The sequence below is a fragment of the Sphingomonas sp. BK036 genome, from assembly GCF_004216825.1.
Lineage (GTDB): Bacteria > Pseudomonadota > Alphaproteobacteria > Sphingomonadales > Sphingomonadaceae > Sphingomonas.
Map to the genome: position 1 here is coordinate 160179 of NZ_SGXR01000006.1, position 20561 is coordinate 180739.

16 protein-coding genes are annotated in these 20561 nt (G+C 67.7%); 6 read left to right on the forward strand and 10 right to left on the reverse strand.

Translation table 11 applies throughout. From position 1 onward, the window contains the following. Window positions 1-2: 2 nt before the first annotated feature. From mprF to EV283_RS13965, 4 genes are all read right to left on the reverse strand, one after another. The gene (mprF, locus tag EV283_RS13950) at window positions 3-2591 is read right to left on the reverse strand and encodes a bifunctional lysylphosphatidylglycerol flippase/synthetase MprF (protein WP_242615980.1); all 2589 of its coding nucleotides are present in this window, start codon (window positions 2589-2591) and stop codon (window positions 3-5) included. After that, window positions 2561-2947: a DUF2147 domain-containing protein gene (locus EV283_RS13955; RefSeq protein ID WP_130326378.1), complete on the reverse strand. Its 387-nt coding sequence runs from the start codon at window positions 2945-2947 to the stop codon at window positions 2561-2563. The genes mprF and EV283_RS13955 overlap by 31 nt, the downstream gene beginning before the upstream one ends. Before the next feature lie 10 nt (window positions 2948-2957). Then, the gene (locus EV283_RS13960; protein WP_242615981.1) at window positions 2958-3650 is read right to left on the reverse strand and encodes a virulence factor; all 693 of its coding nucleotides are present in this window, start codon (window positions 3648-3650) and stop codon (window positions 2958-2960) included. 130 nt (window positions 3651-3780) lie between these two features. Beyond that, window positions 3781-4068 carry a chorismate mutase gene (locus tag EV283_RS13965; RefSeq protein ID WP_056416252.1) on the reverse strand — a complete coding sequence of 96 codons (288 nt, stop codon included), beginning with the start codon at window positions 4066-4068 and terminating at the stop codon, window positions 3781-3783. A gap of 128 nt (window positions 4069-4196) precedes the next feature. Here EV283_RS13965 and EV283_RS13970 point away from each other — a divergent pair, with 128 nt between their 5' ends. Next, window positions 4197-5225, forward strand: coding sequence for a polyprenyl synthetase family protein (locus EV283_RS13970; RefSeq protein ID WP_130326382.1), 1029 nt, complete (start codon window positions 4197-4199; stop codon window positions 5223-5225). Between the two features lie 96 nt (window positions 5226-5321). Here the strand turns inward: EV283_RS13970 and EV283_RS13975 are convergent, their stop codons facing one another. From EV283_RS13975 to mutS, 3 genes are all read right to left on the reverse strand, one after another. Further along, a complete protein-coding gene (locus tag EV283_RS13975) occupies window positions 5322-5747 on the reverse strand; it encodes a hypothetical protein (protein ID WP_056416257.1) in 426 nt (141 codons plus the stop codon). 51 nt (window positions 5748-5798) lie between these two features. Beyond that, a complete protein-coding gene (locus EV283_RS13980; RefSeq protein ID WP_130326383.1) occupies window positions 5799-6776 on the reverse strand; it encodes a cation diffusion facilitator family transporter in 978 nt (325 codons plus the stop codon). A 200-nt stretch (window positions 6777-6976) separates the two neighbouring features. Beyond that, window positions 6977-9556: a DNA mismatch repair protein MutS gene (gene mutS / locus EV283_RS13985; RefSeq protein WP_130326947.1), complete on the reverse strand. Its 2580-nt coding sequence runs from the start codon at window positions 9554-9556 to the stop codon at window positions 6977-6979. 288 nt (window positions 9557-9844) lie between these two features. Here mutS and EV283_RS13990 point away from each other — a divergent pair, with 288 nt between their 5' ends. After that, window positions 9845-12100: an NADP-dependent malic enzyme gene (locus EV283_RS13990; RefSeq protein ID WP_130326385.1), complete on the forward strand. Its 2256-nt coding sequence runs from the start codon at window positions 9845-9847 to the stop codon at window positions 12098-12100. A 149-nt stretch (window positions 12101-12249) separates the two neighbouring features. On the opposite strand, the gene EV283_RS13995 is transcribed toward EV283_RS13990, so the two are convergent. Further along, on the reverse strand, window positions 12250-13038 hold the full coding sequence (locus tag EV283_RS13995) for an SDR family oxidoreductase (protein WP_130326949.1): 789 nt from the start codon (window positions 13036-13038) through the stop codon (window positions 12250-12252). A gap of 128 nt (window positions 13039-13166) precedes the next feature. On the opposite strand from EV283_RS13995, the gene EV283_RS14000 reads away from it, so the two are divergent. The 4 genes from EV283_RS14000 to EV283_RS14015 all read left to right on the forward strand — a co-directional run bounded on the left by EV283_RS14000 (window position 13167) and on the right by EV283_RS14015 (window position 18266). Beyond that, complete coding sequence (locus EV283_RS14000; protein ID WP_130326387.1) at window positions 13167-13994, forward strand: SDR family NAD(P)-dependent oxidoreductase; 828 nt, start codon at window positions 13167-13169, stop codon at window positions 13992-13994. A 10-nt stretch (window positions 13995-14004) separates the two neighbouring features. Beyond that, the gene (locus tag EV283_RS14005) at window positions 14005-15429 is read left to right on the forward strand and encodes an MFS transporter (RefSeq protein WP_242615982.1); all 1425 of its coding nucleotides are present in this window, start codon (window positions 14005-14007) and stop codon (window positions 15427-15429) included. 198 nt (window positions 15430-15627) lie between these two features. After that, window positions 15628-17505 carry a M1 family metallopeptidase gene (locus EV283_RS14010; protein WP_130326389.1) on the forward strand — a complete coding sequence of 626 codons (1878 nt, stop codon included), beginning with the start codon at window positions 15628-15630 and terminating at the stop codon, window positions 17503-17505. 137 nt (window positions 17506-17642) lie between these two features. Beyond that, window positions 17643-18266 carry a CHAP domain-containing protein gene (locus tag EV283_RS14015; protein WP_130326391.1) on the forward strand — a complete coding sequence of 208 codons (624 nt, stop codon included), beginning with the start codon at window positions 17643-17645 and terminating at the stop codon, window positions 18264-18266. Window positions 18267-18659: 393 nt separating this feature from the next. Here the strand turns inward: EV283_RS14015 and msrB are convergent, their stop codons facing one another. Both msrB and EV283_RS14025 read right to left on the reverse strand, forming a co-directional pair. Beyond that, the gene (msrB, locus tag EV283_RS14020; RefSeq protein WP_130326393.1) at window positions 18660-19148 is read right to left on the reverse strand and encodes a peptide-methionine (R)-S-oxide reductase MsrB; all 489 of its coding nucleotides are present in this window, start codon (window positions 19146-19148) and stop codon (window positions 18660-18662) included. A 61-nt stretch (window positions 19149-19209) separates the two neighbouring features. Then, window positions 19210-20445: a cytochrome P450 gene (locus EV283_RS14025; RefSeq protein WP_130326395.1), complete on the reverse strand. Its 1236-nt coding sequence runs from the start codon at window positions 20443-20445 to the stop codon at window positions 19210-19212. Window positions 20446-20561: the final 116 nt, after the last annotated feature.

Genomic DNA, 20561 nt, shown 5'->3' on the forward strand with positions numbered 1-20561 from the left:
CCTTACCGGCTCACCAAAGCCTGCAAATCGATCAGCCCGCGCAACAGCGAGGTGCCGCCCGGCGACGCGATGTAGCGCGGCGTCCAGTTGGGCCGGAACTTCTCCTTGTACGCGCGCAGCCCAGCAAAGCCGTAGAATCGCTCGCCGTGACGGAACAGGAACGCCGCCACCTTCGACCAGGTCGGCGACAGCCGCCGTGCCTCGATCCCGGACAGCGGCGCCATGCCGAGCGAGAAGTGGCGATAGCCGTGCTCATGCCCCCACAGCATCAGCCGCGTGAACAGGAAGTCCATGCCCCCCTGCGGCATGTCCTCGGCATGGCGCATCAGATCGACCGACAGCTCCTGCTTGTTCGGCGTCCCCCAGACATTGGCGAACGCGACGATGCGCCCCTCGATCCGCACCACCGCGCAGTCGAACTGCGCGAGATAGCCCGGCTCGAACCGGCCGACGCTGAAGCTCTTTTCGGCGTGATGCTTGTCGGCCAGCCACCAGTCGGAGATCGCCTGCAATTCGGGGATGATCGCGGGCATGTCGGCGGCGGGCACGACCGCGAACGCCGCGCCCGCGCGTTCGGCGACCCGGCTCGCCTTGCGGACGCTGCGCATGTCGGGCGTGTCGATCGTGAAGCCGTCGAGCTCGACGGTCGCCTCCTCGCCATATTTGACGAGCTTCAGCCCCATCTCGATCGCGATCGGCACGATCCTGAGGCCGATCTGGTAGAGCAGAAGCCGGCCCTGTGCGGCATCCGCGCGCGCACGGATTGCCCAGAGCAGCTCGGACCAGGCCTCGCTCGGCCCGACCGGGTCGCCCAGCACGATCCAGCTCGCGCCCTTGACCTGGTACATCAGGAACGCGTCGCCGCTGTCCGACACCAGGAAGCGCTTGTCGCCGGTAAAGGCGAGCATCGCATCGGTCCGGTCGGCATGTGCCAGCGCGGCGGTCGCGACGTCGTCGGGCAGTGTATCGTGGAGGACGGGGATGGGCGCGGCCGCGAACAGCCGCCAGATCGCCGCGCCGATCAGCAGCAACCCGACCGCCAGGCTGGTGCGCAGGAAGCGCGAGGCGTTGCCGTTGGTCTCGAACTGCCACCACAGGTCGCTCGAATAGCCGACCCGGCGATAGGCGAAGAACCCGATCAGCACCGACAAGCCGATCGCCGCGCCGACGCCGACCAGCCATTCGGGCGACAAGGGTTCGGCGGTCAGCCGCGTGCGCCGGTAGAACGCCGCGCGAGTCCATTGCAGCGCCGCGGCGGTGAGCAGCAGGATCGTCGCCTCCTCGTAATCGAGGCCCTTGGCGATCGACAGCAGCGCGCCCGCGATGAGCAGCATCCGTGCCGCCCAGAACGCGCCGTCGAGCCGGCGGTACAGACCGAGCGCCACGAACAGCAGCATGACGCCGACGAGGCTCGCCGCCACGTGCGCCATCTCGCTGATCGGCAGCGGCAGGATCGTCGCCAGCGTATCCATCCGTCCGGGCGCGGCGGGCAGCGCGCCCGATACCAGCAGCATCGCACCGCCCAGGAACACCAGCACGCCAAGCAGCAGCGGCGCCAGCGGGAGCGCGATCGCCAGCGGATCGGGACCGCGGCCGGGCTCCCGGTCGCGCGCCCGGTTTCTCCATTGCCGCCCCTCGTGGACCGCGATCAACACCGCGGCCAGCACCAGCGGCGCAACATAATAGATGATGCGATAGGCGAGCAGCGCCGCGAGGATCGTCGCATTGTCCTGCGGCATCGTCGCGATGATCACCGCCTCGAACACGCCGAGCCCGCCGGGCACATGGCTGATCAGCGCGACGACGATCGCCACCGCATAGCCCAGGAACAGCACCGGATAGAGCTCGGGCGAGGCGTTCGGCAGCAGCACGAACAGCGCGGCACTCGCCGCCGCGAGGTCGACCGTCGACACCAGCACGAGCGCCAGCGCCTGCCGCGCATCGGGCAGCGGCAGTCGCCAGCCGAACAGCGCGAGCGCCCCGCCGCGGCGATAGCGCAGGACGATCGCCAGCATCGCCAGCGGGATCGCGATGCCGATCGTCCGCTCGAGCAGCGGCGGCATCGTCCATTTGACGATCGGCAGCATCCCCGGATGCAGCGCCATCGACAGGCAGGCGACCGTGATCACGCCCGCCCAGAACGTCACCCCCGCAATCAGGACGACTCGCGCGACGGCCGCCTCGTCGAGGCCGGCGCGGCTATAGACCCGGTAGCGCGCGGAGCCGCCGGTCAGCATCGCGAGGCCGAGATTGTGGCTGATCGTGTAGCTGGTGAACGACGCGACCGCCGCGGTGCGCCACGGCAGCGGATGGCCGATCACCTTGAGCGCGATCGTGTCGTAAAAGGTGAGCGCGATATAACTGACGATCGTCAGCGCGATCGACGCGGACAATTCGGGCCAGCCGAGCGCCGCGAAGGCGGCGCGAACCTCCGACAGGCGGATCTCCGCGGTCAGCTTGTGGATCGCCGCGAAGCCGAGCACCGCGACGACCAGCACCGCCAGCGCGATCAGCGTACCGCGCCGGTGCGCGACCCAGTCGCGGATCCGCGCCACGTGAGTCAACCGCGGCGCCACGTCTGTGTCTTGCACAGGAAGCCGCCGATCAGGCACCCCTTCACCGCGATCGTGTTCGCGTCGAGCAAGGTCAGCGTCGAGCCGAAGGTGCGGCCCATGTCGGGGACGAAGATCTGGCCCGACCATGTGTTGCGCCCATCGGGACGGTATTCGCGGAGCAGCGCGGTACCGATCAGCTTCGGGGTGCCGCCGTCGCGCGCGTCAGCCTGCGCCTCGTCATCGGCGCGCACGACCCAGCCGCACAGCTTGTCGCCGCACGCACCGGTCTTCACCGCCACGCTGTTCTTCGGATTATGCCAGACGCCTTCCACCGGCGACGCTGGAACGGCCCCCCCCGCGATCATCGCGAGCGCCAACACTGCAGGAATCATCGGTCGATCCTCAATCCGCGAATACGAACCGCGAGAGCACGTCGTAGAGCGCATCGGTGTCGCGGTGAAGCGGGTGTCCGCCCGGCAGCGCGATCCGCCGCGCATTGGCTTGCGTCAGCAGCGGGCACAGGCTTTCCGCCTCGTCGACGCCCTGCACGCAGAGCAGAGGTGCCCAGGTGAGCCTGCGCGCCGTCGGCATCGCATCGGTGGTCGGTGTCCAGTAATCGAACACTTCGCTCGGCGAGGCGCGAAACTGGACGGTGGTCTCGGGCACGACCAGCGCGACCCTGGCGATCTTCGCGCGCAGGTCGGCGGGCAGTCCGACGAGGCCGACATGCAGCATGTCCGCGCCGAACGACTGGCCGATCAGCACGACCCGGTCGGCATGGCCAAACCGCAGCGCGCGCTGTTCGGCGCGGGCGATCAGCCTCGTGATCTCGGCCGGCGTCCGCGTCGTGCGCAGATAGGTGAGTGTGTTGACCGCCACGACCGGCACCCCGTCGTCGGCGAGCCGATGCGCGATCTGCGGGGCCATGCCGATCTTGTAGCCGAGATCGCCGGTCAGCAGCACGACGGCGAACGCGCGCCGCGGCGTGGTCGCAGACTCGAGCGCGGGGACGTCGGTGAACAGCGGTCCGCCGAAATAGCCGAGCCAGCCCAAGAAACCGGTCGCGCCGAGCACGACTACGACCAGAGCGAGCAAGGATCGGCGCAACCATGTCATCCGCAACCGATTGCACGCGTCCGGATGATCGACAAATGGAGCCCGAATGACGTTTTTTTCACGCGCCCCCGCCCGTGACTCGAGCGGGGCGCCGGCGTTCAACTCCGCGTTAGTCCGGCTTGTGCGCGAGCCGTTCGTGGTGGCGGATCACCTCGTCGATGATGAAGCGCAGGAATTTCTCCGAAAACTCGGGATCGAGCTGCGCCTGCGCCGCCAGCTGCCGCAGCCGCGCGATCTGGCGTTCCTCGCGGCCGGGGTCGGCGGGGGGCAGGTCGTGCAGCGCCTTGTGGCGGCCAACCGCCTGCGTCACCTTGAAACGCTCGGCGAGCATGTGGATCAGCGCCGCATCGATATTGTCGATGCTCTGGCGATATCCGTTCAGCAGTTCGTCGGCCACCCGCGCACCCTTTCGTTGGTTCGGAGCGCCTTTTGCGGGCGTGCGCCCTCTTGGGCAAGCGCAGAAGGGGGCCGCGATCGGCGCCAAGGGTTGCTTTGCCGGGGCATAGGCGTCAGAGGCTCGGGGAGATGAGCGCCACCGTCCACCGCCTCGAAGCCGTACGTCCCAATCCCGAGTCCCAGCCGTCGCTGGACCCGATGGTCAAGCTCGTCACCGGCGATATGGATCAGGTCAATGCCGTGATCCGCGGCCGGATGGAGTCGGAAATCCCGTTGATCCCCGAACTCGCCGGTCATCTGATCGCGGGCGGGGGCAAGCGGATGCGGCCGATGCTGACGCTCGCGAGCGCGCAGCTGATCGGCTATGCCGGCACACAGCATCACCTGCTCGCGGCCGCGGTCGAGTTCATCCACACCGCGACGCTGCTCCATGACGACGTCGTCGACGGGTCTGACCTGCGCCGGGGCAAGCGCACCGCCAACATCATCTGGGGCAACCCCGCCAGCGTGCTGGTCGGCGATTTCCTGTTCAGCCGCAGCTTCGAGCTGATGGTCGAGGCGGGCAGCCTGAAGGCGCTCAAGATCCTGTCGTCGACCAGCGCGGTCATCGCCGAGGGCGAGGTGAACCAGCTGTCCGCCGCACGCCGCGTCGATCTCGGCGAGGAACGCTATCTCGACATCATCGGCGCGAAGACCGCTGCGCTGTTCGCCGCGGCCTGCCGGATTTCCGCGGTCGTCGCCGATCGCCCCGAAGCCGAGGAGGCCGCGCTCGACGCCTATGGCCGCAACCTCGGCATCGCGTTCCAGCTGGTCGACGATGCGATCGACTATGTCTCGGACGCGGACACGATGGGCAAGGATGCCGGCGACGATTTTCGCGAGGGCAAGATGACGCTTCCGGTCATCCTCGCCTATGCGCGCGGCTCGGCCGAGGATCGCGCTTTCTGGAAGGATGCGGTCGAAGGGCGCCGCGACAGCGACGCCGACCTGCAACACGCGATTCGCCTGATCCGCTCGACGCGCGCGATCGACGACACGTTCGCGCGGGCCCGCCATTACGGTCAGCGCGCAATCGATTCGATCGGCGGCTTCGCCAACGGTCCCGCCAAGGACGCGATGATCGAAGCGGTCGAGTTCGCGGTCGCACGGGCGTACTAAGGTAAATCCTCCCACTGGCGGGGAGGATCAAGCGCAGACACAAAAACGGCGGCCGATCGCTCGGCCGCCGTTGTCGTTTCTAGGCCCGGTTAGGGCTCAGCGGCACTTCACGTTGCCGCGATCGACCGAGCGGCCGAGCAGTGCGCCGCCACCGGCACCCGCCAGCGTACCCAGCGTCCCGCCGCCGATCAGGTTGGCCAGCGCGCCGCCGCCGAGTGCACCGATCACCAGGCCGGTCGTGCCGTCGTTGCGCTTGCAATAGGCGCGACCGTCATTGCCGCGATAGATGCGGTCGTTGCGGCCGAGACGACGCTCGCGGTAGTTGCCGTTCTGGTAGCTGCGCGACGGATCCCAGTTACGGTCGTCGCCACGCCAGTTGCGATCGCCACCGCGGCGGTCGTCACGATCCCGGTGATCGCGGTCGCGCCGGTCGTCGTGACGCTGGGCGGTCGCCGCGGTCGGCAGCATCGCCGGGGCGGCAACTGCGACCGACATCAACGCGGCGATAAGATGCTTCTTCATGAGATACTCTCCTGATCTGTGTCAGGGTAACCCGCACCGAGCCGGAAAAGTTCAAACCGTTGCCGAGTCCGCCATCGAGCAGTCATGGTCGCCGCCGGTCTCGACCTGCAGCGTGGCGTGCCCGATCCCGAACCTGTCGTGCAGCATCGTCCTGGCATCGCTCAGGAAATGATCGCCGGGGTGGCCGCCGGGCATCACCAGATGCGCGGTGAGCACGGGTTCGGTGGTGCTCATCGGCCAGATGTGGAGATCATGGATCTTTTCCACGCCGGGCAGCCCGCACAGCGCGGCGTCAACATCGTCATACGCGATCCCGCGCGGGACGGCGGACAGCGACATCTCGACCGTCTCGCGCAGCAGGCCCCAGGTCTGCCAGAAGATGAGACACGCGATCACGATGCTGACCGCGGGATCGATCCAGCTGAGCCCGGTGCGCCAGATCACGAGCCCCGCGATCACCACGCCCGCGGAGACGAGCGCGTCGGCGGCCATGTGCAGATAGGCGCCGCGGATGTTGACGTCGCCCTTGCGCCCGCGTGCGAACATCCAGGCGGTGATCGCGTTGACCGCGATGCCGACGCCCGCGACCATCGACACGGTCAGCCCGGCGGTGGGGGCCGGATCGGAGAAGCGCTGCGACGCCTCCAGCACGATCGCGCCGAGCGCGACCATCAACAGCAGCGCGTTGGTGAGCGCTGCGAGGATCGTCGAGCCCTTCAGCCCGTAAGTGAAGCGCTTGGTCGGCGCGGTCCGCGCGAGCATCGTCCCGCCCCAGGCGACGACGAGGCCGAGCACGTCGGACAAATTATGCCCCGCATCGGCGAGCAGCGCGACCGAGTCGATCCGCAGGCCGACCAGCGCCTCGATGACGACGAAGACGATGTTGAGCCCGATGCCGATCGCGAAGGCGCGGTCGAACGAGGCGGGGGCGTGGCTGTGGCTGTGACCGCCATGGCCGTGACCGCCATGACTGTGCCCGGCATGGCTGTGGTCATGGCCTTGAGAATGCTCGTGATGATGTCCGCCCAACGCCCGCGCTCCACTGATTCGGCTGCCGCGTAGCATCGTCGTATCATGAGATACTAGGACGCGAGATCAATGCGCTATGCATTCCCCACCCCCCTTCGTCACCCCAGCGAAAGCTGGGATCCAGAGCGGCAGATGCTGCGGTCCGTTACTCTGGATCCTGGGTCGAGCCCAGGATGACGGCAGGGGCAGGGGCAGGGGAATCACCCCTCGCTGGCGAGCGCCTTCAACCGGTACAGCGCGTCGAGCGCATCGCGCGGGCTCATCGCGTCGATGTCGAGCTTCGCCAGATCCTCGCGCAGCACGTCGCAGGCCACCTCCTCGATCTGCGCCGCGGCAGCGAACAGCGGCAGGTCGTCGAGCCCCGCCGCGATCCCGCCGGTCTTCGCGCGGCCCGCCTCGAGCTTGGCCAGCACCGCCTTCGCGCGCGCCACCGTCGCCGGCGACATCCCCGCGAGCCGCGCGACCGCGAGCCCGTAGCTGCGATCCGCCGGCCCGTCGGCGAGTTCGTGGAGCAGCACCAGCTCGCCCTTCCACTCGCGCGCGCGGACATGGTGGAGCGACAGCGCCTCGCAGCGTTCGGCAAGCCGCGTCAGCTCATGATAATGCGTCGCGAACAGACACCTGCACCGGTTGTCCTCATGGATCGCCTCGACCACCGCCCAGGCGATCGCAAGCCCGTCATAGGTCGAGGTGCCGCGCCCGACCTCGTCGAGGATCACGAACGATCGCGGCGTCGCCTGCGCGAGGATCGCCGCGGTCTCGACCATCTCGACCATGAACGTCGACCGGCCGCGCGCGAGATTGTCCGACGCGCCGACACGGCTGAACAGCCGGTCGACCAGCCCGAGCGTCGCCTTGGTCGCGGGCACGTAGGAGCCCGCCTGCGCCAGCACCGCGATCAGCGCGTTCTGGCGCAGGAAGGTCGATTTGCCGCCCATGTTCGGGCCCGTGACGAGCCATAGCCGCGAGCTTTCGGACAGGTTGCAGTCGTTCGCGACGAACCGGTCGCCCGATTTCGCGACCGCGGCCTCGACCACCGGGTGCCGACCGCCCTCGATCTCGAAGCACGCGTGATCGACCAGCGACGGGCGTGCCCAGGCGCCTTCCGCGGCGCGTTCGGCGAGGCCCGCGGCGACGTCGAGCCGCGCGAGCGCGTCGGCGGTCGCGGCGATCGCCTCGCGCCCCGCCAGCGCCTGCGCGGTCAGTTCCTCGAGATGCGCGGCCTCGGCCGCCAGCGCATGCGCGCCCGACTGCGACACCTTGGCGGCGACCTCGTGTAGCGCCGGCGTGTTGAACCGCACGACCCCGGCCAGCGTCTGGCGATGCGTGAAGCCGCTGTCGGGCTTCATCAGCGGGTCGGCGGCGCGCGCGGGCACCTCGACATGATAGCCGAGCACGCCGTTGTGGCGGATTTTCAGCGCGGTGACGCCGGTGCTGGTGCGGAACTCGGCCTCCAGCGCGGCGATCGCACGCCTGCCGCCCGCGCCCGCATCGCGAAGGTCGTCGAGCGCGGCGTCATAGCCCGCCGCGATATACCCGCCATCGGACGATTCGATCGGCGGCGACGGCACCAGCGCGCGCTTGAGCAGGTCGATCAGCGCGCCATGTCCGCGCAGCCGCGGCGCGATCTCGCGCAGCAACGGCGGCGGCGTGTCGACCCCGTCGAGCCGCTCGCCAAGGCTCCACGCGCCGTCGAGCCCGTCGCGCAACTGGCCGAGATCGCGCGGGCCACCGCGCCCCGCCGCGAGCCGGCCGAGCGCACGGCCGATATCGGGGAGCGCACGCAGCGTCACGCGCAACCGCTCGCGCGCGGCCTGGTCGTCATGGAACAGCCGGACGAGATCGAGCCGCGCATCGATCGCGGCGGCGTCCATCAGCGGCGCGCCGAGATCGGCCCCGAGCAGCCGCGCGCCCGCGCCCGTGACGGTGCGGTCGACCGCGTCGAGCAGGCTGCCCTTGCGGACGCCGCCGGTGGTGCAGGTGAGCTCGAGGCTCTCGCGCGTGGCCGCGTCGATCGCCATGGTCTCCGCCGCGCGGCCGATCCGCGGCGGGCGCAGGAAGGGCATCGTGCCCTTGGCGTTGTGCTCGAGATACGCGACCAGCCCGCCCGCCGCGGCGAGCGAGGCGCGGCCGAACTGGCCGAACCCGTCGAGCGTCGCGACGCCGTAGAGCCGCTTCAGTCGCGCCTCGCCTGCGGCGCTGTCGAAGTCGAGCTTGGGCCGGAGCGTGGTGGCGGCCGCCTCGAACACGCTCGCCTCCGAGGCGACGACCTCTGCCGCGCCGAGCCGCGCGAGTTCGGCGTCGACCGCGTCGGCCGCGACCTCGACGATCTGGAACCGGCCGGTCGAGACGTCGGCGGCGGCGATCGCGACGCTGCCGCCGACCTCGCCGATCGCGACGCACCAATTGTCCGCGCGGGCGTCGAGCAGCGCCTCCTCGGTCAGCGTGCCCGCGGTGACGACGCGGACGATCGCGCGCGCGACGAGCGCCTTGGAGCCGCCGCGCGCCTTGGCCTCGGCGGGGCTCTCGACCTGTTCGGCGATCGCGACGCGGTGGCCCGCCTTGATCAGGCGTTGCAGATAGACCGTCGCGGCGTGGACGGGGACGCCGCACATCGGGATCGGCTTGCCCTCATGCTCGCCGCGCGCGGTCAGCGCGATGTCGAGCACCGCGGCGGCGGTCCTCGCATCGTCCATGAACAGCTCGAAGAAATCGCCCATGCGGTAGAACAGCAGGCAGTCCTGCGCCTCTGCCTTCAGGCCGAGATACTGCGTCATCATGGGGGTAGGGGCGGGGTGCGACATCGGCGTCGATCTAGCGGGAGTTTGCCGCCACGTCATCCGGTTGGACGTCAGGGGCGACAAAGCGGACCACCCCGGCGAAGGCCGGGGCCCAAATGGGGGACGGCGGTAACGAAGGACGGTCCGTCCTTACTTCAGCCTTCCCACTTGGGCCCCGGCCTTCGCCGGGGTGGTCCAAGCCCTGGGGCGAAGTGTCCGGGGTGACGAACGCCGGCCACCTGCCTAGAAGGTCCTCCAAACCTAACGATCCCCCCGCGAGGCCCCGCCATGTCCGACGAAACGCTCCAATTCTCCGAACGCGAGGCGCTCCTCTTCCATTCGGAAGGCCGGCCGGGGAAGATCGAGATCATCGCGTCGAAGCCGATGGCGACGCAGCGCGACCTCGCGCTGGCCTATTCGCCCGGCGTCGCGGTGCCGGTGCAGGCGATCTACGACGATCCCGCGACCGTCTATGACTATACCGCCAAGGGCAACCTCGTCGCGGTGATCTCGAACGGCACCGCGATCCTTGGCATGGGTAATCTCGGCCCGCTTGCGTCGAAGCCGGTGATGGAAGGCAAGGCGGTCCTCTTCAAGCGCTTCGCCGACGTCGACGCGATCGATATCGAGCTGAAGACCGAGGACGTGAACCGCTTCATCGACGCGGTCGAGCTGATGGAGCCGACGTTCGGCGGCATCAATCTCGAAGACATCAAGGCGCCCGAATGCTTCATCATCGAGCAGGCGTTGCGCGAACGCATGAACATCCCGGTCTTCCATGACGACCAGCACGGCACCGCGATCATCACCGCCGCGGGGCTCATCAACGCGTGCCTGCTGACGGGCCGCAAGCTTTCCGAGGTCAAGATCGTCGTCAACGGCGCGGGTGCGGCGGCGATCGCCTGCACCGAGCTCGTCAAGGCGATGGGCGTGCGCGGCGACAACGTCATCCTGTGCGACCGCAAGGGCGTGATCTACCAGGGCCGCGACGGCGTCGACCAGTGGAAGTCCGCGCATGCCGCGGTGACCGAAACGCGCACGCTGACCGAGGCCTTGGTCGGGGCGGACGTGTTCCTCGGCCTGTCGGCGGCAGGCTCGCTGACGCCCGAGATGGTCAAGGACATGGCGCCCGCGCCGATCATCTTCGCGATGGCCAATCCTGAGCCGGAGATCCGTCCCGAACTGGCGATGGCGGCGCGCCCCGACGCGATCGTCGCGACCGGCCGTTCGGATTATCCGAACCAGGTCAACAACGTGCTCGGCTTCCCGTTCATCTTCCGCGGTGCGCTCGACGTGCGCGCGACGGGGATCAACGACGCGATGAAGATCGCCGCCGCCAACGCGATCGCCGAACTCGCGCGCGAACGCGTCCCCGAGGAGGTCGCCGCGGCCTACGGCGTCCGTCACAGCTTCGGCCCGACCTACATCATCCCCGCGCCGTTCGATCCGCGGCTGATGGAAGTCGTCCCCGTCGCGGTCGCCAAGGCGGCGATGGCGTCGGGCGTCGCGACCAAGCCGATCCTCGATATCGAGTCGTATCGCCATTCGCTCCGCGCCCGCCTCAACCCCACCACCTCGGTGCTGTCGATGGCGTATGAGGGCGCGCGCGCGCATCCCAAGCGCGTGATCTTCGCCGAGGGCGAGGAAGAGGTCGTCCTGCGCGCGGCGATTGCGTTCAAGGAAGGCGGCTATGGCACGCCCGTGCTGGTCGGTCGCGACGACGTGCCCGACCGGCTGCGCGCGCTGGGCGTCACCGATCCCGAGAGCTTCGAGCTGCACAACAGCCGCGTCTCGCCGCTGGTGCCCAAGATGGTCGACTTCCTCTACGAGCGGCTCCAGCGGCGCGGCTATCTGCGCCGCGATTGCGAGCGGATGGTGAACCAGGATCGCAACATCTTCGGCGCGCTGCTGCTCCAGCTCGGCGAGGGCGATGCGATGATCACCGGCATCACGCGCACGTACAGCGAGACGATGCGCCAGATCCGTCGCGTGATCGATCCCGTCACGGGCAAGACGCCGTTCGGCATCCACCTGCTCGTCGGGCAGAGCCACACGGTGTTCATCGCCGACACGACGGTCAACGAGCGTCCAACCGCCGAGCAGCTCGCCGACTTCGCCGAACAGACCGCCGCGGTCGCGCGGCGGATGGGGCATGAGCCGCGCGTGGCGTTCCTCAGCTACTCGAACTTCGGCAATCCGAAGGGCGAATGGCTCGACAATATCCGCGATGCGGTGACCGTGCTCGACGGGCGCAAGGTCGGATTCGAATATGAGGGCGAGATGGCGCCGGACGTTGCGCTCAACCCGAAGCAGCTGGCGAACTATCCGTTTGCGCGGCTGTCGGGGCCGGCGAACGTGCTGATCATGCCGGGGCTCCAGTCGGCGCATATCTCGGCGAAGCTGCTGCGCGAGCTGGGTGGGGATTCGGTGATCGGCCCCATGCTGATCGGCATGGAAAAGCCCGTCCAGGTCGCGCCGATGACGTCGACCGCGAGTGAACTGGTGACGCTGGCCGTCCTCGCCGCCGGCGGCATCGCCCGCTAACCAAAACCCTCTCCCCTTGGGGGAGAGGGAAAGCTTGCGGAGCAAGCGAGGGTGAGGGCACGCGAGGGAATGCAGCGCGTGCCCTCACCCTCCCACCGCTGCACGGCGGGCCCCTCCCTCTCCCCCGAGGGGAGAGGGTTTTCTAAGGCTCACGCGTCGATGCTGGTGCCGAGCGAGGCGTGGACGAGGCCACCGTCGACCGTGATCGTCTCCCCGATCACGTAATCCCCGGCCCGGCTCGCGAGATAGATCGCAGCCCCCGCCATATCCTCGTCCACCCCGACGCGCTTCGCCGGAATCCCTTCCGCCACCGCATCCCCATGATCGCGCGCGGCCTTGTTCATGTCGCTCGCAAACGCCCCCGGCGCGATCGAGGTCACGTTGATCGAGTCCGTCACCAGCCGCGCCGCCATCCGCTTGGTCAGATAGATCAGCGCCGATTTCGACGCGTGATAACTGTACGTCTCCCACGGGTTGAGCCGCTGCCCGTCGATCGAGGTGATGTTGATCACCTTGGCCGGCCGCTCGCGCGACCCCGACGCCTTCAGCGCCGCGTGCAGCGCCTGAGTCAGGAAGAAGGGCGACTTGACGTTGAGGTCCATGACCTTGTCCCAGCCGGCCTCCGAGAAATCCTCGAACGGTACGCCCCAGGCCGCGCCCGCATTGTTCACCAGGATATCGAGCTTCGACTCATGCTCGGCGAACTGCGCGGCCAGCGCCTTGCACCCCGCCACCGTCGACACGTCCTGCGGCAGCGCGATGCAGTTGGGGCCGAGTTCCGCGGCGGCCGCCTCGCACACATCGGCTTTCCGCGACGAGATATAGACCTTGGCGCCTTGCGCGATGAAGCCCGCGGCGATCATCTTGCCGATCCCGCGGCTGCCGCCGGTGATCAGCGCGACGCGGCCGTCGAGCCGGAACAGGGTGGTCGTATCCATCATGCATCCTCCGAATGTTTGCCCGCTTGGTATCGCCGCGGCGGCGTTCCTGCAAACCCGTTATTCGAAGCGGCGTATATTGACGAGGGTAGGGGCCGTACTATGCTCGCCAAAACAGGAGAGAGCGGGTGCGGTTTTCAGGCAAGCGGGCGGTCGTGACGGGCGGCGCATCGGGGATCGGCCGGGCGACCGCGCTGCGGCTCGCCGACGAGGGCGCGAGCGTGCTGATCGGCGACATCGACGAGGCCGGCGGCCGCGCGCTCGCCGATGAATCCGGTGGCCGCATACAGTTCCAGCGCACCGACGTGCTGCAGGCGGGCGATATCGAGGCGCTGATGCAGGCTGCCGACGACGCAGGCGGGCTCGACATCCTGTTCAACAATGCCGGCGCAGGCGGTTCTCGCGACCCGATCGGCGAGATTTCGCCCGAGGACTGGGACCGCACACAGGCGCTCCTCCTCCGCTCGGTCGCGCTTGGCATCCGCTATGCCGCGCCGCTGATGGCGAAACGGGGCGGTGGCGCGATCGTCAACACCTCGTCGGTCTCCGCGCTCGGCACCGGCTATGCGCCGACCGCCTATTCTACCGCCAAGGCCGGGGTGCTCCACCTGACCAAGCAGGCCGCCGCCGATCTCGCGCGCCACGCGATCCGCGTCAACGCGGTCGTCCCCGGCTTCATCGTCACCAACATCTTCACGCGGATGCTCGATCTCGACGCGGCGAAGACGAGCAAGGCCGACGCGATGATCGCGCACATCGCCGCCGACGCGCAGCCGATCCGCCGCCCCGGCACCGGTGACGACATCGCCGCGGCGGTCGCGTTCCTCGCCAGCGACGATGCGAGCTTCATCACCGGCACGCACATTCTCGTCGACGGCGGCATGACGATCGGTACGCGGCCAAGCTGGGACCCGGCGCAACCGTCGCTCTTCTCGATCCTCGACAGCCTGAAATGACCGCCTCTCTATGACCGCCCCGGCCCGGCGCCTGTCGACCGCGACGATGGCGAGCTATGGCTTCGGCGCGGTGGCGTACGGGGTGAAGGATTCCGGGTTCGGCACGTTCCTGCTGCTGTTCTACAACCAAGTCGTCGGGCTTCCCTCCGCGACCGTCGGTCTCGTCATCATGATGGCGCTGCTGATCGATGCGTTCGTAGATCCCGCGGTCGGTTTCTTCTCCGATCGGACTCGAACTCGGTGGGGGCGGCGGCATCCGTGGATGTACGCGTCGGCGCTGCCGATCATGATCGGCTGGCTGTTGCTGTGGAATCCGCCGGCGATGCTGTCGCAGCCGCAGACGCTCGTCTGGCTGTTCGCGATGGCGGTGCTCGTGCGCAGCGCGGTGAGTTGCTACGAGGTGCCGTCGGTCGCGCTGACCCCCGAACTCACCTCGGGTTACGACGAGCGGACGCGGATCATGGCCTATCGCTATCTGTTCGGCTGGGTCGGTGGATTGCTGATGCTGCTGTCGGCCTATCAGTATTTCCTCGCGCCGACGGCGGCGTTCCCGAACGGCCTGCTCAACCGCGCGGGCTATGGCGGGTTCGCGCTGGCGGGGGCGGTCGCGATCGGGGTTGCGATCCTCGTCTCCGCGCTCGGCACGCACCACGAGATCAGGCATCTCCCCAACCCGCCGATCGCCCCGCAGACTCTGCGCGAGTCCTTCGCCGAACTCCGCCAGACCGTGAAGAACCGCGCGTTCGTCATCCTGATGGCGGCGGGCGTCTGCGCCTACACGATCCAGGGCATCAGCTATGCGATGTCGAACTATCTCTACACCTATGTCTGGGGGTTCAAGGGGCCAGTGTTCGTCTACCTAACCATCGCGCTGTTTACGGGCGTGTTCCTCGCCTTCCTCGCCGCGCCCCGGCTGGGCAGGGCGGGGAGCAAGCCCAAGGTAGCCCTGGCCGCGGTGCTGCTCGGCGCGACGCTCAACACCGCGCCCTATTGGTTGCGGATGCTCGGCGTGTTCCCGGAGGTCGGCGACCGCGCGCTGCTGCCGGTGCTGTTCGCGCTCTTCATCCTCGGCACCGCGTCGAACGTCACCGGGTTCATCCTCGGCGCGTCGATGATGGCGGACGTGGTCGAGGATTCGGAGGCGAAGACCGGGCGGCGCTCCGAGGGCGTGTTCTTCGCCGGCTCGTTCTTCGTCCAGAAATGCACGAGCGGGATCGGCATCTTCTTCGCCGGGATGATCCTGGCGGTCGCGGGCTTCCCCGCCAAGGCGACGCCGGGGACGGTGCCGGTCGCGACGATCGACCGGCTGACGCTGATCTATGCCGGGCTGTACGTCGCGCTCGCCTGCGTCTCGGCGTATTTCTTCTCCCGCTTTCCGTTCGGGCGCGTGGAGCATGAGGCGCGGTTGGCGAGACTGGCAACGAAACCGACCTAAGCACCTTCGTCACCCTGACGAAAGTCAGGATCCAGGGTGACGGAGGACTGTCCTTTACGGCTCTGGATCCTGACGTTCGTCAGGATGACGGGGCCAGCGGCAGGCGTTGCGCGTCCCTCCCTTCCAGCAGGAGGAACTGCACGTTAGGACCGACGCCTGGCCTCCCCGCCCTCGGGGAACGGCGACATCGGAGTTTCCATGCGTATTCCCGCACTAGCCACCGCCCTGACGCTCGTCCTCGCATCCCCCGCCGTCGCACAGACGATCGCACCGATCCTCACCACTCCCGACGCACGCGATCCGCACAGCTACGCCCGCCCCGCCGAGGCCCGCGTCACGCACGTCGCGCTCGATCTCGCCGCCGATTTCGACACGCACGTCATCCGCGGGATCGCGACGCTCGACATCCTGGCGAAACCGGGCGCGAAGCTGGTGCTCGACGACAACGGGCTGAAGATCGTCAACATCACCGACGCCAACGGCAAACCGCTCGCCTACGAAGTCGGCGCGGTCGACAAGATCCACGGTGCGCCGCTGACCGTCACGCTGAACGGCGCCAAAAAGATTCGCATCGCCTACGCCTCGTCGCCCGATGCGAAGGCGCTCCAGTGGCTCACCCCAGCGCAGACCGCGGGCAAGGAGCAGCCGTTCCTGTTCAGCCAAGGCGAGGCGATCCTCAACCGCAGCTGGATCCCGACGCAGGATTCGCCCGGCATCCGCCAGACCTGGGAGGCAAAGATCGCCGTCCCCAAGCAGCTCACCGCGGTGATGAGCGGGCTCGCGACGGCCAAGCCGACCTGCGCCGCCGATCGCTGCACCTTCCAGTACAAGATGGACAAGCCCGTCGCGCCCTACCTGATCGCGCTCGCGGTCGGCGATATCGCGTTCAAGTCAACCGGCCCGCGCACTGGCATATGGGCCGAGCCCGCCACGCTCTCCAAGGCCGCCTATGAATTTGGCGAGCTCGAGAAGTTCGTTGCGGCGGCCGAGGGGCTGTACGGCCCGTATCGCTGGGGCCGTTACGACGTGCTGGTCCTGCCGCCGTCGTTCCCGTTCGGCGGCATGGAGAACCCGACGCTGACCTTCGCGACGCCGACCGCGATCGCGGGCGATCGCAGCCTCGTCTCGCTGATCGCGCATGAGTTGGCGCATAGCTGGTCGGGCAATCTCGTGACCAACGCGACCTGGGACGATTTCTGGCTCAACGAAGGGTTCACCAGCTATTTCGAGAACCGGATCATGGAGGCGCTGTATGGCAAGCGGCGCGCCGACATGGAGGCCGATCTCGCCTGGACCGACATGATGGCCGCAGTGAAAGAGGCCGGCGGTCCGGCCGCGAAGGACACGCAGCTCCACCTCGATCTTGACGCGGCGCGCGATCCCGACGACGGCATGACTCAAATCGCCTATGACAAGGGCGCATCGTTCCTCCGCACGATCGAGAAGCAGGTCGGCCGCGCACGCTGGGATGCGTATCTCCGCAGCTATTTCGACCGTCACGCCTTCCAGCCACAGACCAGCGCCGGCTTCCTCGCCGACCTGAAATCGAAGCTGCTGACCCCCGCCGAGGCCAGGACGATCGGCGTCGACACCTGGGTCTACAGCCCCGGCATCCCCGCGAACGCGGTGCATGTCACCTCCGCCGCGTTCCCCGCGGTCGATGCCGCGGCGAAGGCCTATGCGGCGGGCGGGCCCGTGTCCGGCGTTCCGGGGAAGGCGACCACGCAGGAGATCACGCGCTTCCTGTCGCAGCTCCCGCGCAAACTCCCGGCCGAGCGGCTGAAGGCGCTCGACGAAGCATTCGGCTGGAACAGCACGGGCAATGCCGAGATCCGCTTCGCCTGGCTGCAACTCGCGCTCGCCAATCATTACGCGCCCGCCGACGCCTCGGCCGAGCAGTTCCTGACCTCGCAGGGCCGGCGGAAATTCGTCGCGCCGCTGTTCCAGCAGCTGATGGACTCAGGGGACTGGGGTCATAAGCTCGCGATGGATATCTACGGCAAGGCGCGGCCGGGCTATCATGCGGTCACGCAGGTCACCGTGGACCGCATAACCGGCTGGAAACTGATGAACTGAGCCTGTCCGACCGACGCTTTCGGGCGTTGGTCGGTGCGGCAACACGCTTCGTCGGATATGGTTCCAGGGGCGCTTTCAATTAAATCGAACCTCCCGTAGCCAGAATGCGACAAACGGGTTTTGGCCGGGGGGTCTCGATGAATTTCAAGGCGTTAGCAGCGCGTTTTGCGCTGGTGGTATCGTGCGGCCTGATGACGGCCACACCGGCAGCAGCCCAGTTCTGGCAGTGCGTGACGTTCGCCCGCTCGGTTTCGGGCATCGAGATCCGCGGCAACGCGAACACCTGGTGGAGCCAGGCCGAGGGTCGCTACGAGCGTGGCCACACCCCGAAGGCCGGTTCGGTCCTCGCCTTCTCGCCGACCTCGCGGATGCGCGTCGGCCATGTCGCGATGGTCTCGAAGGTCGTCAGCGACCGCGAAGTCCTCCTCACTCACGCCAACTGGTCGCGCCCCGGCGCCGTCGAGACCAACGTCCGCGCAGTCGACGTCTCCGACGCCGGCGACTGGAGCATGGTCAAGGTCTGGTACGGCCCGCAGGGCGGCCTCGGCACCTCGGCCTATCCGACCAAGGGCTTCATCTATTCGGGCCATGCCCCGGCCGGCGACACGCTCGACGCACCTGCGCAGCCCTCGTTCCAGATGGCCAGCGCCACCCGCACCATCACCGCAACGCAGCGCGCCAACGCCGCGCAGCTCGCGAGCGTGCAGCACGGCCCGACCGATCCCCGCGGCATCTTCACGCTGGTGAACGAGGCGAACTGAGGTTCTGCTGGGCGATGCGGTGCCAGGCTGGCCCGGCACCCGCTGCCGCCCCAACGTCTCGCACTGATCCCCCCGGACAGTTTGACGCCCCAACGCTACCCGAAAATGACCACCTCCCCGGCGAAGGCCGGGGCCCAATTGGTGAGGTTTCGGTAACAGCGCGCAACGCCGATCAGCGACGTCTCCCAATTGGACCCCGGCCTTCGCCGGGGAGGTGCAGACGCACAGAAGTCGCTACGAAAACGCGCGGAAGTTACAGCGCAAAACAGGCCGCTCGGTCCTGCCCCCTTGTTCTCCCGCGAAGGCGGGAGCCCAGTCTGGATCCCCGCCTTCGCGGGGAAAGACTCTTTTGCTCAATAGCGTTAAGCGACGCCCATCACGGGCTGAATTTCCTCAAGCGGCCTTAAACGTCAACGCATCGCCATTCATGCAGTAGCGCTTGCCCGTCGGCTTCGGGCCATCATCGAACACATGCCCAAGATGCCCGCCGCACCGCCGGCAATGCACCTCGGTCCGCGCCATCCCCATCGTCGAATCGACCCGAGTCCGCACCGCGTTCGGCATCGGCTGCCAGAAGCTCGGCCACCCCGTCCCGCTCTCGAACTTGGTCTTCGACGAGAAATTCGGCAGGCCGCATCCACCGCACGAGAAGATCCCCGCCCGGTGCTCGCCGTTGAGCGGGCTCGAATAGGGCCGCTCGGTACCCTCCTTGCGCAACGTATTATACGCATCCGGCGACAGCTTCTTGCGCCACTGCGCGTCGGTCAACGTCACCTCGAACCGCTCGGCTGCCTGTGCAGGCTGCGACGTGCATCCCCAGAGCGCAAAGCCGGCGACGCCCGCTCCGGCAAGTGTGAGAAAAGCGCGGCGGTCCTGGGTCATGTTCGTCTCCATGGTTCGGATATAGGTACGCGCGAACCGACCGATAAGGTGATGCTAACCCTCAGTATTTGCTGATTTCCACCGGCAGCGTGCGATAGCCGTGGACGAAGCACGCGTTCACGCGAGTCGGCTCCTCCAGCACGTTCACGCGCATCCGGCGTTTCGCCATCTCCTCCAGCAATATCGCGATCTGCATCTCCGCGAGCCGCGCACCGACGCAGCGGTGGATGCCGTGCCCGAACGCGAGATGCCGCCGCGCATTGGGGCGATCCACCCGGATCGCATCCGCATCGTCACCGAACACGCTCTCGTCGCGGTTCGCCGAGATGTACCAGAGGATCAGCTTGTCCCCCGCCTTGATCGATTGCCCCATCAGTTCGGTGTCCGCGGTCGCGGTGCGGCGCATATGCGCGAGCGGGGTCTGCCAGCGCAGGATCTCGCTCACCGCATTGGGGATCAGCGCCGGATCCGCCTCGAGCTTGGCGCGGGCGTCGGGAAACTTGTCGAGCCCATAGGCGAGCGCAGACATCGAATTGCGAGTCGTGTCGTTGCCGCCGACGATCAGCAGGATGAGGTTCCCGATGAATTCATTGTGATCCATGTGCGACATCGCGTCCGAGTGGATCATCATCGAGATCAGGTCGGGGGTCGGGTCCTTGTCGATCTTCGCATCCCACAAGGTTTTGAAATACGACCCGCATTCGAACATGTGGACGAGGCGTTGCTGGCGAAGCTCCTCGCTCTTCACCAGCTCGATATCGCTCGCCCAGTCGGACCAGAAGGTGAGCTTCCGGCGGTCGGCCCAGGGGAAATCGAACAGGATCGCCAGCATCTGCGTAGTCAGTTCGATCGCGACCGTGTCGACCCAGTCGAACCGCGTGTTCCACGGCAGGCTGTCGAGCATCGCCGCGGTCCGGCTGCGGATATCGCCCGACATCCGCGTCATCTCGCTGGGCGTGAAGGCGGGTGCGACGGTCCGGCGCTGGCCGGTATGGACCGGGCGGTCGCGCGCGATGAACATCGGCATCTGGACGTCGCGCTCGGCGACGAAATCGGCGATCGTGATGCCGCCCGCCTCGGACGAATAGAGCTCGGGGAGCGACTCCACCTCGACGATCCCCTTGTAGTTGGAGATCGACCAGTACGGCCCGTAATCGGAATGCTCGACGTAATGCACCGGGGATTCGGCGCGCAGACGGGCGAACGGCGCCTGCCAAAGGTCGTCGCGGTAGAGTTCGGCGCGGCTCACATCGAGCGGATCGACCCCCACATCCACGTCACTCACCAGAGTCGCCATCGTCGCTCTCCCATGTTTTGCCACAGGAGAAGCTCTGCTGACACCTATGTCAATAGGGGCCGCCGGATTGGCCTAATCATCGTCCCAACCCCGTTCGTGCTGAGCGAAGTCGAAGC

What these genes read in the sequence shown, in the direction of transcription:
- EV283_RS13975 (WP_056416257.1), bottom strand. Translation starts at nt 5,747, where the DNA reads ATGAAGAAGCATCTTATCGCCGCGTTGATGTCGGTCGCAGTTGCCGCC.
- EV283_RS14010 (WP_130326389.1), top strand. Translation starts at nt 15,628, where the DNA reads ATGCGTATTCCCGCACTAGCCACCGCCCTGACGCTCGTCCTCGCATCC.
- EV283_RS13995 (WP_130326949.1), bottom strand. Translation starts at nt 13,038, where the DNA reads ATGGATACGACCACCCTGTTCCGGCTCGACGGCCGCGTCGCGCTGATC.
- EV283_RS13990 (WP_130326385.1), top strand. Translation starts at nt 9,845, where the DNA reads ATGTCCGACGAAACGCTCCAATTCTCCGAACGCGAGGCGCTCCTCTTC.
- EV283_RS14025 (WP_130326395.1), bottom strand. Translation starts at nt 20,445, where the DNA reads ATGGCGACTCTGGTGAGTGACGTGGATGTGGGGGTCGATCCGCTCGAT.
- mutS (WP_130326947.1), bottom strand. Translation starts at nt 9,556, where the DNA reads ATGATGACGCAGTATCTCGGCCTGAAGGCAGAGGCGCAGGACTGCCTG.
- EV283_RS13955 (WP_130326378.1), bottom strand. Translation starts at nt 2,947, where the DNA reads ATGATTCCTGCAGTGTTGGCGCTCGCGATGATCGCGGGGGGGGCCGTT.
- EV283_RS14015 (WP_130326391.1), top strand. Translation starts at nt 17,643, where the DNA reads ATGAATTTCAAGGCGTTAGCAGCGCGTTTTGCGCTGGTGGTATCGTGC.
- EV283_RS14005 (WP_242615982.1), top strand. Translation starts at nt 14,005, where the DNA reads ATGACCGCCCCGGCCCGGCGCCTGTCGACCGCGACGATGGCGAGCTAT.
- msrB (WP_130326393.1), bottom strand. Translation starts at nt 19,148, where the DNA reads ATGACCCAGGACCGCCGCGCTTTTCTCACACTTGCCGGAGCGGGCGTC.
- EV283_RS13970 (WP_130326382.1), top strand. Translation starts at nt 4,197, where the DNA reads ATGAGCGCCACCGTCCACCGCCTCGAAGCCGTACGTCCCAATCCCGAG.